This is a genomic window from Romboutsia sp. LXY-2 (genome assembly GCF_056171995.1).
Genome location: NZ_JBKFGI010000014.1, coordinates 1 through 16,477 on the forward strand (window position 1 = coordinate 1; position 16,477 = coordinate 16,477).

Below are 16,477 nucleotides of genomic sequence, written 5' to 3' on the forward strand. Positions count from 1 at the left end.
GATATCCAACCTTATCCATAGTTTCAAGGATAGGTATCATTTCTTCTGTTGTTAACCTTGTTGCCATTAGAGATTGATGTCCATCTCTTAAGGCAGTTTCAGTTATTTTTAACTTACTCATTTAAGACCCTCTCTTCCATGATTTTAAATATTTAAAAAATAACATTACTTTGCATATATAATGTTCAAAATAAATCCATATTTCTATTAAGCAATATCCATGCCAACTTTCTTTTTTTATTTAAATTCATTTCAATAACAATCCTAAGATGCTAATTTACCCCTAATTTTAACATTATTAATTTTATGTAAATATTTAATTTTCCACATTAATATCTTAAGTTTTCTAATTATTAGATATATCAACTTATCACAATTTCAAAATAAAATGACATTGCATATCATTTTGAAATGCAATGTCATTAATTTAATCTTTTAGTTTTCTCCATAAAGTACTTGTACTTATTCCTAATAATCTAGCTGCTTCTTTTTTATTTCCATTCACTTGCCTAAGCACACTATGTATATGATCTAATTCAATTTGTGCTACTGTACTGTCTTTATGTTTAGGATTGTACTTCTTTATATTTATAGCTTCCATAACAAGATCTTCATCTACAATATTATTGTCACACAATACATTTATTCTCTCTGCTACATTATATAACTCTCTAATATTCCCTTTCCATTGATGACTTTGTAATATTTCTATCGCTTTAGGAGTAATTTTTTCTATATTTTTATTTAATAGCATATTTTCTAATATTAGCATAATATCATTTTCTCTATATCTTAAAGGAGGTAGATTTAATATTAATACACCTAATCTATAATATAAATCCTCTCTAAAGTTCCCTTTTTCAACTTCCAATTCTAAATCCTTATTGCTTGCTGCAATTATACGTATATCTACATTTATTACTTTGTCATCCCCTATACGTACAATTTCTTTTTCCTGTAATACCCTTAGTAATTTAGACTGCATTTGAAGAGAAACTTCACCTATCTCATCTAAAAATATAGTTCCTTTATGAGCAATCTCAAAAATACCAGCTTTACCTTCTGATTTAGCTCCTGTGAATGCTCCTTTTACATATCCAAATAATTCACTTTCTAGTATGTTTTCAGGTAGAGCTGCACAGTTTATAGCAACAAATGGGTTCTCAGATCTATTACTAAAGTTGTGTATACTTTGAGCAAACAACTCTTTCCCTGTACCAGTTTCTCCTAATATTAGTATTGTACTTTCAGTTGAAGCATATTTTTTTGCTTTATTAATAGTATTAATTATTGAGTCACTGTTTCCAATAATATTTTCAAAGGTTCTTTTTGCATAATGCCCTTTAGTAATTATCTCTTTTCTCATTTTTTGTTCTAACCGTTGGATCTTATCTATATCTTGTAGGGTTATTACAAATCCTATTATTTCTTTTTCTAGATTTATAACATTTGCATTTAATCCTAAGTACACTCCATTTATCTGTATAACCTCATTAACTATTTCTCTATCATCTTCTAGTTTTTGCATCATATTATCTAAATTGATAAACTTACTTATATATTTCATAACCCATTTTGTACTAAAAGTTATACCTAACATTTTTTTTGCAGGCTTATTAATATGTGTTATTCTGCCTTTTGGGTCTGTTGCTATTAATCCTTCAGATACACAGTTTAATATAGATTCTATAGAATTGTATCTCTTTTCTCTTTCTTGTTCTATTCTTAAATTGTACTCCGCTTCTTTAACAGATTCTAATATAGATTCAATATCTACTCCAAGATATATACCTTTGAAGCCATGTCTTTTTGCAGCATCTACAGCAAGGTATCCTCCTAATACTACTTCAACCCCATTATTTCTTAGATTATTTAATTCTATTTCTATATCACTATGAACTCGGTCGCTAAAGTTTAGTGTTACTGTTTCTATACTATAATTTGTCTTGTTTTTATAAGAATTAAATCGCTCAATAAGATATGGAAATCCTAATACTGCAATCTTATCAGAATATGATAATGCCTTTTCTACTGGATTTGCAAAATCATAATATGTATACTTCATATCTATTATATGTATATCTAGATTATTTCTAAGCATCTCTGCTGTTCCGCCCCTAGAAATAATTATCTTTGTTCCATTATTTATTTTTTCTCTTGCTAATTTTAGTACCTCTTCGCCTGATGCTTCATATACTTTTATATTAATTTTTTTATTAGCTAAAACTACACGTACATATTCGCTGATAGTATGGTCACTTAATATAAATATAATTGAATTGCCCATAAATACCTCCTATCTATTTTCAAGTTTTCCCAATATATAAAATCTATTATACATTAATTTCAATAATATAATAAATACTCCACCATAAATTAAAACACTAAAAATGCCTTATATGCAAAAAAAACTATAGATGAGATTACTCACCTATAGTCTTAATTGTTATTATCCGTTTATTTTAGCTAAAACTTCATCTAAGTTTAATCCATGTATAAAACATGCTTGTTCTAAAGTTTCCATTTGAGCTGAAGGACATCCAACACATCCCATACCGAAAGCCATTAATATTTCTACTGCTTGTGGTTTTTCTTTTATTATATCTGCAATTATTGATTCCTTAGTTATCATTATATTATCCTCCCTTATAGAATAGCTTTTATATTAACCTAACTCTGCTTATTATACTATGCTTTAATTATTTGATTTTTAGAAACATCTCCATGTTTTGATGCTTCATATGAGTATTTAGGTTCTACACTTTCTACAAAAGTCTTTACCCATAATTCCTGAAGTTCACTCATATATTCTAGATTAGCTTTCCCTGATTCAAAGTTGTTTTTGTATATTGCGTTATTTTGTTCATATACAATAAAATCTTCATTTTTTTCTATTATAGAGTTTGCTCTATCACAAGGCATACCTGCTAATATATAGTTATTTAAAGATATATAAACATCCTCAGGTAAAGAAGTTTTATTATTATCTCTTTTAGCACATTCTTTTGCTTGAGAAACATAAGCTTCTTTTGTAAGATTTTTACTTTCATCATTATACTTTTCAAAGCATCTAGTTATTATATACGAACTTCTACTTTCAACTTCTTTTATTCTTTCTTGAAGCCATCCATGAATATTATTTACATTTATTAAATCTTCTAATGGTTTATTTTGTAAATAATCACCATAAATACATACTGCTTCATCTTGAATATCATATATATCTTTTCCATATTTATTAGAATGTAATTTTACTATATTTTGCTCTAATTCTTGTGCAAGTAATATTTTATTAAATAACCATGTGTGTATTGGTGCTAAAAATGCGCTCATATTTATTCTCCTTAGTTTATTAATATAAGTTTATTATGCCCTTAGCAGTTAATAATAAAATATTACTGCTTATTATTTTTTATTATCCTAAGAACATTTTTAAATCGTCTTCAACGTTTGTTATTCCACCTATTCCAAAGTTCTCAACTAATACCTTCGCAACATTTGGTGATAGGAAAGCTGGTAATGTAGGTCCTAGGTGTATATTTTTTACTCCTAAGTATAGTAATGATAATAATACTATTACAGCTTTTTGTTCATACCATGCAATGTTAAATGCTATTGGTAATTCATTTATATCTTGTAATTCAAATACCTCTTTAAGCTTTAATGCTATTAATGCTAATGAATATGAGTCATTACATTGTCCAGCATCTAATACTCTCGGTATTCCATTTATATCTCCTAATGGTAATTTATTATACTTATATTTTGCACATCCTGCAGTAAGTATTACTGTATCTTGTGGAAGAGCTTTTGCAAAATCAGTATAGTAGTCTCTTGATTTAGATCTACCATCACATCCCGCCATTACGAAGAATTTCTTTATTGCTCCACTCTTAACAGCTTCTACAACTTGATCTGCTAATGCAAATACTTGGTTATGTGCAAATCCACCGATTATTTCTCCTGTTTCTATTTCTACTGGTGATTGACACTTTTTAGCATGCTCAATTATTTCAGAGAAATCTTTATTATCTTCTGATTCACCTTTAATATGAGTACATCCTACAAATCCTGCTGCTCCAGTAGTGTATAGTCTATCCTTGTAGCTATCCTTTGGTGGTACTATACAGTTTGTAGTCATTAATATTGGTCCATTGAAGCTTTCAAATTCTTCTTTTTGTTTCCACCATGCATTTCCGTAGTTTCCTGCAAAGTGAGAGTATTTCTTAAATGCTGGATAGTAGTGAGCTGGTAGCATTTCTGAATGAGTATAAACATCTACTCCTGTTCCTTCTGTTTGCTTTAATAACAGTTCTAAATCCTTTAAATCATGTCCTGATACTAATATACCTGGGTTATTTCTAACACCTATATTTACCTTAGTTATTTCTGGATTTCCGTAAGTTCCAGTATTAGCAGAGTCAAGTAGTGCCATACCATCTACTCCAACTTTACCCGTCTCTAGAGTTAACGCTATTAGTTCATCTATAGATAAGTTATTATCTAATGTTTTAGCTAAAGTACTTTGCATAAAAGCATTTACAGTATCATCATCATATCCCAATGCATTTGCATGCTTCATGTATGCTGACATTCCTTTTAATCCATATATTATTAGTTCTCTTAAACTTCTAACATCTTCATTTTCGGTAGATAATACACCAACCTTTGATGATTTTTCATCCATTTCTTCGTTATTTGTTGCATTCCATAAAGCTGCTTGTGATAAGCTTTCTTTATTATCTAAAGAGCTTAATAATTCTTCTTTGACTTTTAATGTTTCTTTAACTCTTTCGTAGAATATTACATCATCAAAGTTTGCATTTGTTATTGTTGTAAATAAGTTTATTGTTATTAAATGGTTAACTTCTGAAGATATTTTTTTACCTTCTTCTCTTAATCTTGTTGTAACCTCACTTAATCCTTTTGTTGCATATATTAATAAGTCTTGCATTCTTGCTAAGTCTGGTGATTTTCCACATACACCAAACTTTGTACATCCTGTGCATCCTGCAGTTTCTTGACATTGATAACAAAACATTTTATTTTCCATTTGTATTCCCTCCAAGTATTTATTTAACTTATGTACTAATAATAAATCAATTTAGGACTATTTTCTGTAACATAGGTTACACTTAATAAAAATAATTATCATTTTATAATTATTTTCAATATAAAAGACTACAGCATAATAATACTGTAGTCTTTATTGTTTATAATATTAATTTTTGTTGATATTATTAATACCTCATATAAATAAGAGTTAAGCTTAATAAATTAATTTGTTGCACTGCTTATAATCCTGCTATTTTCAAATATCCCTACTATATCTTTTGGATGGTCTACAATATATCTCGGGTTATAAGATCGAAGTTCTTCTCTATCTCTAAACCCCCAAGTTACTCCAACAGTATCCATACCTGCCGCAATACCAGTTTTCATATCCGTATTTGTATCTCCTATATACAAACAATCCTTAGGGTCTACTTCCAGATCATTAGCTGTTAATATTGCACCTTCTTTGTCAGGCTTTCTTTTTACTCCACTTTTTTCTCCTGCAACCCTATCAAAATATTCTTTTCCAAATATACCATATACATTATCTATAGTTCTTTCATGCGGCTTATTAGAAAGCACCGCTATTTTTATACTATTTTCTTTTAGATATTTAAGCATATCAAATATTCCTTCATATGCCTTAACTTCATGCATACAATGAATTTTAAATAATTCTAAATATGTATTTAGCGCATCTTCATAGTTTTCTAATTCAGTGTCTCCACATATTTTTAAAGCACGCTCTATTAATAACTTATATCCATCCCCTATAAGATGCTTGTATTCTTCTACATCTATTGGTCCTAAATTATATTTTTGTAGAGTTAAGTTTGTTGTATAAGCAATTGCATTAATTGAATCAACTAATGTTCCATCTAAGTCAAATATTACACATTTATACATATACCTTCTCCTTTTTTACTTAAATTATATCAAAAAAATCGCCCTAAGAATAATTAGGACGATTAATTTATAATTTTATTAATAATTTCTTTCTAATAACTTTGTTGCTACATCTAATAATACTTCTTTATATTCATTATATGGTAGTTTATTAATATCTCTAAATGCTTTTTTAGAGTACTTTTGAGCTATTTTCATAGCTTTATCTATACCACCATTTTCTTTAACAAGATTAATTATTTCATTAACTTCTTCTTCAGTATACCCATCTTCTTTTAAAACATTATCGAAAGCTTTTGGATTATTTTCCATAGCTAGGATTAAAGGCAATGTATATATACCCTCTAAAAGATCTTTTCCAGCTTGCTTACCTAAAACTTCATTAGTTGATACATAGTCTAATATATCATCTATTATTTGGAATGCCATACCTATGTTGTGACCAATATTCCAGAATAATCTACAAGTCTTCTTATCGCAATTACTTTCTGCTGCACCTATATATAAACTTAAAGAAAATAATTCCGCAGTTTTACCAGATGTTCTCTTTAAGTAGTTTTTAACAGAAACAGCTTTTTTAAACTTCGAGTTTAACTGTTCAATTTCTCCCATACATATTCTAGACATAACTTGAGTATCAACTTCTATACCTCTTTCTATTGAAGAAGTTGTAGCTAGTATTCTAAAACATAAACAGAATAAATAATCTCCTATATAAACAGCATAATTTTTACCATACTTTGATTGTATAGTTTCTTTGCCCCTTCTGTATTTAGCTTCATCTATTATGTCATCATGTACAAGGGTTGCCATATGGAACATTTCCATTACAGAAGCTAATGCACGAGCTCTTTCTTCATTATAATCACCAAATTTTGATGCTAAAATTGTAAATGCAGGTCTTAGCATTTTACCACCAGAGTTCAATAGCTCTACTATACTATTTTCTATTACCTTGTCCTTACATTTTGCATTTTTACTTATAAGTTCTTTTACCGCTTCGATTTCTTTATCAATTACGGGATATTCGCTCCAGAATTTACTCATTTTAATCCCCTCACTTCATCTATAGAATGCTAATTCACATGTTGCTATTAATTATTTAATTTCCTTATATTTAAAAAAGCAGGGATACTTATAATATCCCCACTCTATTTTACAACTATTTTGCTTTTGATGCTAGTGGTTTATTGTTTCCATGAACATCATATACTGGTCTTCTCTTGCCCATCCAGAAGTTGCCTACCAGATTATTAATCCAAGGCATTACATAGTAATCTAAACCAAATGTTCTACCAGCACCACACATTAATGCTATTCCACCAAATGTAAACCATAAAATTTCCCATCCAGCCATTGCTGATAATGTAAACACTACAGTCATACCTGAAGAAGCTGCTGCTGCTATGAAAGTAAATAATCCAACTATTAGACATAAACCTATTGCTATTTCAGTAAATACTGCTGCTCTTTGAGCCCAAACAGCAACTTCAGGAGTTGGCATAAATACTTCCATAATCTTTTCAAAGAACTTTGGCATAGTAGCGAATATTGGATCTGCCCATTCTGTCGCTCCTTCAACTGCTTGAGAAGCTCCTGAAGTAGTTTCTCGTAACCATTCAAATGGCATTTTTACGTTGCCCATTCTTACCCAGCTATCTGCACCTATTGATAGGTTAGCAAATAAATTTGAGAAATATTCACCAATTCCAGACCCTGCTTTAGCTGCTTCAAATGCTGCATCCCAAGTTCCTTCACCAACAAGTTTCTTTAAACCTTCTATTAACCATAAACATCCTATATAAACTCTTAAAGGTAATAACCATAATCTATTTCCTTTAGATGATAAGTGACCTCTCATTATACATCTTCTTTCCTTCATACCGAAGAATTCATGTTGTAAGTAGTTATAAACTGAATGTACATTGTTTATTCCAAATAAGTAATACATGTTTATTATGTGTTTCATAACCATTGCGAAGAATCCAGATAACTTAATTCCCATTAAGTTTGCAACACCGTATCTTCCACCTATAGATACCATGAAACCATGATAGTTAGGCTTAAATTCTACTTTTTCTTTCTTTTCCATAGAAGCTATTATATTTTTAGCAGCAGTTGCTCCTGTTTGTTCCGCAGCTTCAACTATTTGAGGATTTCCTTGACCTGCTTCTACTTCTACATATGCAAGATCTCCTACTACATAAATATTTTCTTTACCTTCAGCTTGCATATATTTGTTAGTAGCATATCTTCCTGCTCTAGCTTTTTGAACTTCTAACTCATTTAAATCTTGATTAGCTTGTATACCGCAAGTCCATATTAATGTTTCTGTTGGTATAACAGTTCCATCTTTAAGTGTTATCGAAGAGTCTGTTACTTCAACTATTGGAGAGTCTTTTAGTACCTCTACTCCATGCTTTATCATGTACTTTTCAGCTTTATCAGCTTGTTTTCTATCTAACATGTTTAGTATAGTTGACATTGCTTCAACTACTAATAATCTTATTTCACTTTCATCTACTCTATATTCTCTTGCTAATGTAGCTTTCCATTCTAGTAATTCTCCAGCCATTTCTATACCAGTGAATCCTGAACCTGCTACTACAAAAGTAAGCATTTTCTTTCTCTTCTCAGCATTTCTTTCATAAGATGCTTCTTTTACTCTATCTTTTATATGAGCTTTTATTTCAAGAGCATCTTCTAAAGACCATAACGTAAACCCATGCTCTTTAACTCCAGGAACCCCAAAGAATGCTGGTTCACTACCCATACCTATCATTAAGTAGTCGTATTTAAATTCTCCATTAGTTGTTTTTACAACTTGTTTATCAGAATCAACGTTTTCTATATAGTCTACAACAACATTAACTTTTGTTCTACTAAATATTCTATATAACTCAACCTTAACTGATTCCTCTGGAACTCTTCCTCCAGCAACCTCATGTAACTCTGTCATTAATGTATGATAAGGATTTTTGTCTATTAAAGTTATTTCTACTTCATTATTTTTCTTGTATTTCTTTGCTAACTTTTTAGCTGCATGTATACCTGCGTATCCAGCACCTAAAATAACTATTCTAGTTGACATACTGTTCCCCCACTTCTTATTTAAATTTGATTAAATATTATTATAATTGCTTGTTACGTTATTATTATAACGTTAATAATTAATATCGTCTACTCGGCTAAAACTCCATTTTTTTTGCTTATCAAAACCCAACACAATCTGTGTAAGCCTTGTAATAACTAGATTTTAACCAAAATAACTTTTAGTGATTCCATTATTATTTTCAATTATCTAAGATGATTTTCTATGTTATATAAATATTTTAAATAGCTAATATCGTTAATCTTATATTAAACCAATAGCCATAGTAAAAATGTAAATAATGCCTATCACAGTAAAGTTTTTAACAGCTGTAATAAATGTCTCTGATTTTATTTGCTTTTCTTCAAATATCTTAATATTTTTCTGTACTACAATTAAACTTAGTAAGAATAAAACAGAAGACATAGGTAGCATTTTAATAAAAACAGCTATTAATGTAATAACATATCCCAGATAATAAATATATTTATATAGTTTTATTGCCCTTTCTTTACCTATGTAATATGGTAATGTATATCTTCCAACTTTAATATCCTCCTCTAAGTCGCAAATATTATTTGCAAGCATTATATTTGCAATTCCTCCAATTAGAGGGATAGTTATCATACCTATTGCCATAGCCTCAAGTATATTAAATCTAGCTGAAAGTATATAACCATCAATAAATATACCAAAGTCACCATTAGTATAATTACTAACATATATAGTTAAAAACGGGATAAATAAACCCATAAATATTCCTGAAAAAACCTCACCAAGAGGCATTCGTGATATTGGTATTGGTCCAAATGTGTAAAAAATACCTATAAAGAAACATATCATACCTAATACTAACACCAATAAATTAGTTCTAAATGTAAGTATAATTCCTAAAATCGTTGCTATTACTAATAAAATAGCTATAGTAAATAGTCCTACTTTAGAAGAAATATTATAGACAAACATAGCATTTCTTCCTTTATAATCACCTTTTAGATGCTTTATCTCATTTTTATAGTCGCAATAGTTATTTATAGCAGTAGTAGCCATATCAAAACTTATCATGGATATGAACATTATAAATAAATTCATTAAATCTATCTTTCCATACCTATAAATGCTATATACAACACCCATAAAAAAAGGAATTACACTAGCTATTTTAGTCGGCAATTCCACAAAAGCTAAGTATGCCTTTAAGCCCATACATACCTCCTTTTATCACCAAACTAATTTTCTACTTCAACTGCATCAGTTTTCAAAACTTTTTCTATTTCACTTTTAAATGCTTTTATTTTCTTCTTTAAACTAGCATCTATATCTTTTCTATATGTCATAAATAAATCATATTCCATAGAATATGCAACTGCACATAACTCTACTAATTTACCGTCTTTTAACTCTTTTTCAACAGCTATTCTTGGCACTATTGCACCAACACCATCGTTTTTCAAGTAAGATTTTATTACATCTAATGAATCAGTTCTTAAGCATATGTTGGCTGGATTAAGTTTTTCTATATGCTCTAATGCCATATTAAAGCTATCATCAAGTATTGCTATTGATAAATTCTTTCTTTCATGACATTCAACATATTCATTACAAACTAATATTAACCTATCACTACCTACTCTACTGCATATTAAATCTGGATCATCTATTTCATTGCACCCTAATACCACATCAGATCTACCATGTAACAATAGCGCTTTATCATTACTCTCTCTATTATTATTAATATTTACATTGATATTTTTAAAGATTCGTCCTATATCTTTAGCTATTGCTTCCATAGCAAAGTTTGCACATGTGCTAGAAATATTAATTTTTATTTCTTGTTTTACAAAGCTTTCTTCCTCTAATTCTTCTATTAAATTATTATGTAAGAATAATATCTGCTTTGCATAGTTATATAAAACTTGACCTTTGTCAGTTAACTCAACACCTCTATTACTTCTTTCAAAAAGCTTTACGCCAAGCTCTTTTTCGATTTTCGACAACTGATGACTTAATGCTGGCTGAGATATGTGTAGATTATTTGATACTTTAGATATACTTTTTAACTCTGCTACTTCGTAAAAATATTTCAGACTACTAATTCTCATTGCATCTCGCCCCCTCTAATTAGTATTTTTATTAATTCATTAATTTAAAGCTTTCGTTTATCATCTTAAAATTATCCTTTAAACCATCTGTTATATAAACTTCATTATCTTTATTTATAAATATAGCGTCTACTCCATCTAATTTTTCAACAAATTTAATACCTTCTTCTATACCTTTTGTAAACACTAACGTTGATAAAGCGTCTGCATCTATAGATTTATCTGCTATAATAGAAACACCTACTATATCTGTTTCATATGGATATCCTGTTCTTGGATTTAATATATGATGATATTTAACTCCATCCTTTTCTAAAAACCTTTCATAAATACCACTTGTAACTACAGACTTATCTGTAACTTGAACACTTCCAACTACACTTCCTCTATTATCAAATGGATTTTGAATTCCTATTTTCCAGTTTTTATTACCTTCTTTTAATCCCATCGCAAATATATTTCCACCTAAATCAACTATAGCTTGAGTTACACCTTCTTCTTTTAAGATTTTAACAATCTCATCTGCTGCATACCCTTTGGCTATACTGCCAAGGTCTATTAGCATACCTTCTTCACTTAAGTATGCTTCCTTAGTCTCAGGATTTAGCTGGACTTTTGAATAATCAATAAGTTTTGTTGTTTCTTGTATTTCTTTTTCTGTTGGAACTTTTGCTTCAGGTAATCCAATACTCCACAATTTAACTAAAGGTCCTATCGTTAAATCATATCCACCTTCTGCTAACTTAGAATATTCTACTCCTTTTTCAATTATTTCATAACTTGTATCACTTAACTTAACGCTACTCTTTCCTGCATTATTGTTCAGTTCATCTAGTTCTGTACCTTCCTTATTTATACTAACTAGATCCTCTATTTCTACAACTCTATCAAATACTTTGTCTATGGTTTCTTCACTTTGACCATCATATAAAGTAACCTTTACTACAGTCCCCATAAATATTTCTGTTCTAGACATAGGTTCAGCTGGTGTTTCTTCTACTTCTTTCTTATCATTAGAACATCCAACTAAGCTAAAAACTAAAATCATTGTCATTATAATACTAAATAATTTCTTTTTCATAACTGCCTCCTTCTTATTAAGTTTTTATCAACCTAACCACTAAAATGTATAAAGTCATACTTTTTACAAATAAATTATAATACCTTTTACTTAATTTTCATGGTATCGTTTACCAGCCAATTATAGAGTTCATTATAGATAAAGTATTTTTAAAACTTATGTCTTATACCTAACCGTACGTTAGATATAAAATAAATTGTATGTTAGTTTTTTATCGAACAATGTCAGCAATAGTTTTTCTTCTTTTAAATTAATTCTATCTTATAAATGTGTAGAAATTATGTATTTTATATATATTTTTTATTTATTAATTTATATATTGATAAAATAAAAAGACTACAGATATATCCGTAGTCTTTCTAAAAACAATATGGGTTAATATTTATTACTTAACTTCTTGAACTCCTGAAACTGAAGCTTCTTCTTCCATTACGAATGAAGCTTTAGCATCTTCGTTAGCGAAGTATACATTACCTTCTACTTTAGTGTTCTTTAATAGAACACCTTTAGCTTCTACATATAAGTCACCTTTTATAGTTCCATTTACAAAGTTAGTATTTTCACTCTTAACAACTATCTTTGGAGCTGTTACTGTGTATTCAGCTGTTATATTCTTATCAGCATCTTGTGCATATAATCCTATTTTTCTGTAAACTCCATTAGCTTTGTCATCTTTCTTGTAGAATTCACCATCTATTACTAACTCTTTGTCAGAAGTAATATCAGCAACTGGAGTAACTATCCATCTTCCATCTGCAGCTATACCTTTTTCAAATTCAACTAAGTTTGCTGGTAAAGAAGCTGTACCTACAGCATCTACTTCATCTCCTTCTTTAGCAGCAGCTAAGCAAGCTTTAACCCCTTCTAAGTAACCCGGTACTTTTATAGTTACACCAGATACTGCATCTGTGTGACCATCAGCATCACTTAAAGTTATTTTATCTAAATCGAAATCATTTTCTATTATAAACTTTTCTAAAGCTGCCATTTGTTCATGCCATGGAGCTGTTTCGTTTGCCATTACATAATCTCCTGCTTCAGAAAGTTCTTTCTTCATTTTTCCATCTTCTGTTTTAACGTCTATTTTAACATCAACTGGTGCTCCGTTTTCAAACTTTATAGTAGTAACGACCATATCAGCCTTACCTTCTTCATATTTAGTTTCTACTGTTTTTTCTCCAGTAAATCCTTTACTTTCTTCTACTGGTGGCTTTTCACTTCCTGCATCCTCTTTCTTGTCATCACTTGATGAACAACCAACTAGTGATAAAGTTAACATACTTACACATAATCCTGCTAATAATTTTCTTTTCATGATAATATTCCCTCCAAAATAATTTTGTTAAATATTTATTTATAAACTCATTATATAACGTTTTTCCAATTTAGCATAATAGAAAAAATTTATATAGTATAAATTTATTATATTGCTATTAGTGACAGAATAGTTTTAATTTCTACAGCATATTTTGTTTGTTAATTATCATATAACGTATAGACACCCTATTTGCTTAATACTTCTATAAAATATAACACAACATAATTCATTGCTAAAATAAAGAAATGTACTCTTCATTTTTGTAAGGTTGCCCACTCTAATAACCAACCACTGGTTCACTTTCATTCTGTTCCATATTCCCACTTCTGCTTCCTTTAGACTTACCATTACCATCGACCCCCTTACTTACGGGATTCTCTTCCTGTTGGTTTGGCGATATGATTTCTTTCAACCTATCGGATCCGTAAAAATGCTTAACGCACAAAAAGAAAGGTACATTTTTATACCTTTCTCTTCAAAGAACTATAAATATTATTTTCTTAACTAAATGACATTGCCTTTTTAGCGCTCTTTTTCTTATTGTCATATATTCTACCGTGATAACTTTAATTATTAATCATCATCATCGTCATCATCGTTATCATCATCACGGTCATTGTCATCATCATCATCACTATTATCATTATAATTTTGACTATTATTATACTCATTACTACTATTGTATTCATTTTTTGGATTTGAGATTGTTTCTACTTCATCATTATCATCAGTATCTTCTATATTATTATCTAAATCATCCTCATATAATTCATTATCTGTTTTATCATCCAATGCATCTTCTAGCTCTTCTCTTAAATCTTTATCTAGTTTAATACTCTTATTATTTAGTAATCCCAGTATCTCTTCCACAGACATATTCTCTATTTTCTTTTCTAAATCATCATCATCTATCTTTAAAATAGCTTCATATCTACCTAGACTTATGCCTTTTTCCTCTGCAGCTTTACTATCTTTTTTATTTCCTTTTAAGTATATAATCTTCGAATTCTTAAATGATTTATATACTTTATTTTTAACATCTTTTTCATAAGCCATATCTTCTTTTTTGCTTAAGAATGCAAATCCTACTATAATTTTATCATCCTTAATAGTATATCCATTAGCTTGTAACTTTTCATTTAATATTGTTAATCCATCTTCTAAATTTAATCCTTTTAATCCTTGTAAATCAAGCTCTATGCCATCTTGGTTAAACGCTCTAGCGCTTACGATTTTTTGATTTTTGTCTAATTTAAATTGAATACTTGGATTAATATCTAAAGAAACCAATGCGTAATCTCTACTATTTATAGTATTAATAACTGGTAATATAACCAACGCTAAGGCTGCTGCTATTGACAGTATTGTTACAAACATTTTATTCTTAATACTCTTATTTTCACGACTTACATATATATCATCTTCTAAGAAAACAAGTACATCTCCAACACTCATATTACCTTTAAGCTTAACTTTTACCATACTAGAATCTGATTTCATTACTATGGCATAGTTATCTTTAAGTTCCATTATTATTCCTTTAAACCACATAACTCTACCTACCTTTTACCCATAATGTTAAGTTCCTGAAATTTTTATAAAAAATTATGATTCCTGTTATGATAAATTTTTTGCTTCCTTTAATAATTTTTTCAGTTACTGTATATTTTAATGAAATTTGCCTGATAGGCAATCTTTTCTTCTCAAACATAAAATCTGTAAGTGGCTCATCTTTACTAACTTTCTTAGATATACTTATAGCATTTTTTCTAGTGTCTGAGTGTTTTGGTGCCTCCTCAGCCAAATCATCCAATGTAAATCCAAATGAATTGATTTCCTGCTTTAATGACTCTATCTCTTCAATTAAAAGCCTCTTATCATCTACAGGATTTTTCAATTCATCACTTAACTGTATGCCCTCTTCTTCTAAATTATCTAGGGATACTTTAAGATATTTGCTTCTCTCTTTTTTAAAATGATTCTTTAATCTACTACTTATAACTAATTGAGCAAAAGGTAAAAAAGGACCTCTATCATCACTATACTTTTTAACAGCTTCATCAAAAGCTAATAGCGCTATGCTCAGCTCCTCGTCATTTTCTATAGATACATACCTCTTTGTAATTTTCGATATAGTTTTAATTATAAAAGGCATATGAGACTCAATCAAAATATTTATATCTGTTTCTTTAAGGGTATTCTCATTCAATGTTTAATTTCCTTCCTTTTTTTATAAAATACTATGATGCCTAACTATTATAATATATAAAAACTCCTAATTTAGGAGTTTTTATGAATTTAACTTAAATTTAATATTAGTCATTGTCGTTATCATCATCTTGATCATTATCGTCATCATCATCATCTTGATCATTGTCGTCATCTACGTCATCATAGTCATCTTTATCATCTTTATCGTCATACTTATCATCTTTGTCGTCTTTATCATCATACTTATCATCTTTATCGTCATACTTGTCATTATGGTCGTCTTTATCATCACGCTTATCATCTTTATCATCATTCTTCTCATCATGGTCATCTTTATCATCATACTCATCATCTTTATCATCTAATAGCTGTGGATTTATTTTAGCTAGCTCTGTTTTGAATTTATCTCCCCAGTTGTTTCCATATTTTTTCCCTAACCTATCTTCCCAGTCATCTCCATATTTTTCATCTAATTCATCTTCCCAGTTTAAGCTTACTTCTTTATTTCCGCTTAACATATTATCTAATTCTTTCTCTATCTTTCCAACTACTTCTTTTTCGGCTGCACTTGCTTGAGTTACAGCCACACCTCCTAATATAGTACCTCCCACTGCTGTAGCTACTGCTAATACTACTATTAATCTTTTCATTTTTTAATCCTCCTATTATATATACCTTTTTAATTTTCTTTTATTTTTCATTTTGCACTA

Annotated in this window: 15 protein-coding genes; all 15 read right to left on the reverse strand. The window is 29.3% G+C overall.

Annotated elements, in window-relative coordinates; genetic code table 11:
• Positions 1 to 427 precede the first annotated feature (427 nt).
• Positions 428 to 2,287 carry a sigma 54-interacting transcriptional regulator gene (locus ACI48P_RS18145; RefSeq protein WP_475218352.1) on the reverse strand — a complete coding sequence of 620 codons (1,860 nt, stop codon included), beginning with the start codon at positions 2,285 to 2,287 and terminating at the stop codon, positions 428 to 430.
• Positions 2,288 to 2,449: 162 nt separating this feature from the next.
• A complete protein-coding gene (locus tag ACI48P_RS18150; RefSeq protein WP_475218354.1) occupies positions 2,450 to 2,632 on the reverse strand; it encodes a DUF1858 domain-containing protein in 183 nt (60 codons plus the stop codon).
• 56 nt (positions 2,633 to 2,688) lie between these two features.
• On the reverse strand, positions 2,689 to 3,333 hold the full coding sequence (locus ACI48P_RS18155; RefSeq protein ID WP_475218355.1) for a hypothetical protein: 645 nt from the start codon (positions 3,331 to 3,333) through the stop codon (positions 2,689 to 2,691).
• A gap of 82 nt (positions 3,334 to 3,415) precedes the next feature.
• Positions 3,416 to 5,053 (reverse strand): hydroxylamine reductase, encoded by a 1,638-nt coding sequence (gene hcp, locus ACI48P_RS18160; RefSeq protein WP_475218356.1) that lies wholly within the window; start codon positions 5,051 to 5,053, stop codon positions 3,416 to 3,418.
• Between the two features lie 224 nt (positions 5,054 to 5,277).
• Complete coding sequence (locus ACI48P_RS18165) at positions 5,278 to 5,961, reverse strand: HAD family hydrolase (RefSeq protein ID WP_475218358.1); 684 nt, start codon at positions 5,959 to 5,961, stop codon at positions 5,278 to 5,280.
• Between the two features lie 78 nt (positions 5,962 to 6,039).
• Entirely contained in the window at positions 6,040 to 7,008 is a 969-nt protein-coding gene (locus ACI48P_RS18170; RefSeq protein WP_475218360.1) for a polyprenyl synthetase family protein, read from the reverse strand.
• A 115-nt stretch (positions 7,009 to 7,123) separates the two neighbouring features.
• Positions 7,124 to 9,052 carry an FAD-dependent oxidoreductase gene (locus ACI48P_RS18175; RefSeq protein WP_475218362.1) on the reverse strand — a complete coding sequence of 643 codons (1,929 nt, stop codon included), beginning with the start codon at positions 9,050 to 9,052 and terminating at the stop codon, positions 7,124 to 7,126.
• A 264-nt stretch (positions 9,053 to 9,316) separates the two neighbouring features.
• A complete protein-coding gene (locus tag ACI48P_RS18180) occupies positions 9,317 to 10,258 on the reverse strand; it encodes a 1,4-dihydroxy-2-naphthoate polyprenyltransferase (RefSeq protein ID WP_475218364.1) in 942 nt (313 codons plus the stop codon).
• 23 nt (positions 10,259 to 10,281) lie between these two features.
• Positions 10,282 to 11,157, reverse strand: a complete 876-nt coding sequence (locus tag ACI48P_RS18185) for a LysR family transcriptional regulator (RefSeq protein WP_475218366.1) — start codon at positions 11,155 to 11,157, stop codon at positions 10,282 to 10,284.
• Positions 11,158 to 11,188: 31 nt separating this feature from the next.
• Entirely contained in the window at positions 11,189 to 12,238 is a 1,050-nt protein-coding gene (locus ACI48P_RS18190) for an FAD:protein FMN transferase (RefSeq protein WP_475218368.1), read from the reverse strand.
• Positions 12,239 to 12,623: 385 nt separating this feature from the next.
• The gene (locus tag ACI48P_RS18195; protein ID WP_475218369.1) at positions 12,624 to 13,553 is read right to left on the reverse strand and encodes a hypothetical protein; all 930 of its coding nucleotides are present in this window, start codon (positions 13,551 to 13,553) and stop codon (positions 12,624 to 12,626) included.
• Between the two features lie 168 nt (positions 13,554 to 13,721).
• Positions 13,722 to 13,904 carry a hypothetical protein gene (locus tag ACI48P_RS18200; protein WP_475218370.1) on the reverse strand — a complete coding sequence of 61 codons (183 nt, stop codon included), beginning with the start codon at positions 13,902 to 13,904 and terminating at the stop codon, positions 13,722 to 13,724.
• Positions 13,905 to 14,129: 225 nt separating this feature from the next.
• Positions 14,130 to 15,107, reverse strand: coding sequence for an anti-sigma factor domain-containing protein (locus ACI48P_RS18205; RefSeq protein ID WP_475218371.1), 978 nt, complete (start codon positions 15,105 to 15,107; stop codon positions 14,130 to 14,132).
• 4 nt (positions 15,108 to 15,111) lie between these two features.
• The gene (locus ACI48P_RS18210) at positions 15,112 to 15,765 is read right to left on the reverse strand and encodes an RNA polymerase subunit sigma (protein ID WP_475218373.1); all 654 of its coding nucleotides are present in this window, start codon (positions 15,763 to 15,765) and stop codon (positions 15,112 to 15,114) included.
• A 106-nt stretch (positions 15,766 to 15,871) separates the two neighbouring features.
• A complete protein-coding gene (locus ACI48P_RS18215) occupies positions 15,872 to 16,417 on the reverse strand; it encodes a hypothetical protein (RefSeq protein ID WP_475218375.1) in 546 nt (181 codons plus the stop codon).
• Between the last annotated feature and the right edge of the window lie 60 nt (positions 16,418 to 16,477).

What these genes read in the sequence shown, in the direction of transcription:
- ACI48P_RS18175 (WP_475218362.1), bottom strand. Translation starts at nt 9,052, where the DNA reads ATGTCAACTAGAATAGTTATTTTAGGTGCTGGATACGCAGGTATACAT.
- ACI48P_RS18150 (WP_475218354.1), bottom strand. Translation starts at nt 2,632, where the DNA reads ATGATAACTAAGGAATCAATAATTGCAGATATAATAAAAGAAAAACCA.
- ACI48P_RS18215 (WP_475218375.1), bottom strand. Translation starts at nt 16,417, where the DNA reads ATGAAAAGATTAATAGTAGTATTAGCAGTAGCTACAGCAGTGGGAGGT.
- ACI48P_RS18185 (WP_475218366.1), bottom strand. Translation starts at nt 11,157, where the DNA reads ATGAGAATTAGTAGTCTGAAATATTTTTACGAAGTAGCAGAGTTAAAA.
- ACI48P_RS18180 (WP_475218364.1), bottom strand. Translation starts at nt 10,258, where the DNA reads ATGGGCTTAAAGGCATACTTAGCTTTTGTGGAATTGCCGACTAAAATA.
- ACI48P_RS18155 (WP_475218355.1), bottom strand. Translation starts at nt 3,333, where the DNA reads ATGAGCGCATTTTTAGCACCAATACACACATGGTTATTTAATAAAATA.
- ACI48P_RS18170 (WP_475218360.1), bottom strand. Translation starts at nt 7,008, where the DNA reads ATGAGTAAATTCTGGAGCGAATATCCCGTAATTGATAAAGAAATCGAA.
- ACI48P_RS18205 (WP_475218371.1), bottom strand. Translation starts at nt 15,107, where the DNA reads ATGTGGTTTAAAGGAATAATAATGGAACTTAAAGATAACTATGCCATA.
- ACI48P_RS18200 (WP_475218370.1), bottom strand. Translation starts at nt 13,904, where the DNA reads ATGGTAAGTCTAAAGGAAGCAGAAGTGGGAATATGGAACAGAATGAAA.
- ACI48P_RS18195 (WP_475218369.1), bottom strand. Translation starts at nt 13,553, where the DNA reads ATGAAAAGAAAATTATTAGCAGGATTATGTGTAAGTATGTTAACTTTA.
- ACI48P_RS18145 (WP_475218352.1), bottom strand. Translation starts at nt 2,287, where the DNA reads ATGGGCAATTCAATTATATTTATATTAAGTGACCATACTATCAGCGAA.
- ACI48P_RS18165 (WP_475218358.1), bottom strand. Translation starts at nt 5,961, where the DNA reads ATGTATAAATGTGTAATATTTGACTTAGATGGAACATTAGTTGATTCA.
- ACI48P_RS18190 (WP_475218368.1), bottom strand. Translation starts at nt 12,238, where the DNA reads ATGAAAAAGAAATTATTTAGTATTATAATGACAATGATTTTAGTTTTT.
- hcp (WP_475218356.1), bottom strand. Translation starts at nt 5,053, where the DNA reads ATGGAAAATAAAATGTTTTGTTATCAATGTCAAGAAACTGCAGGATGC.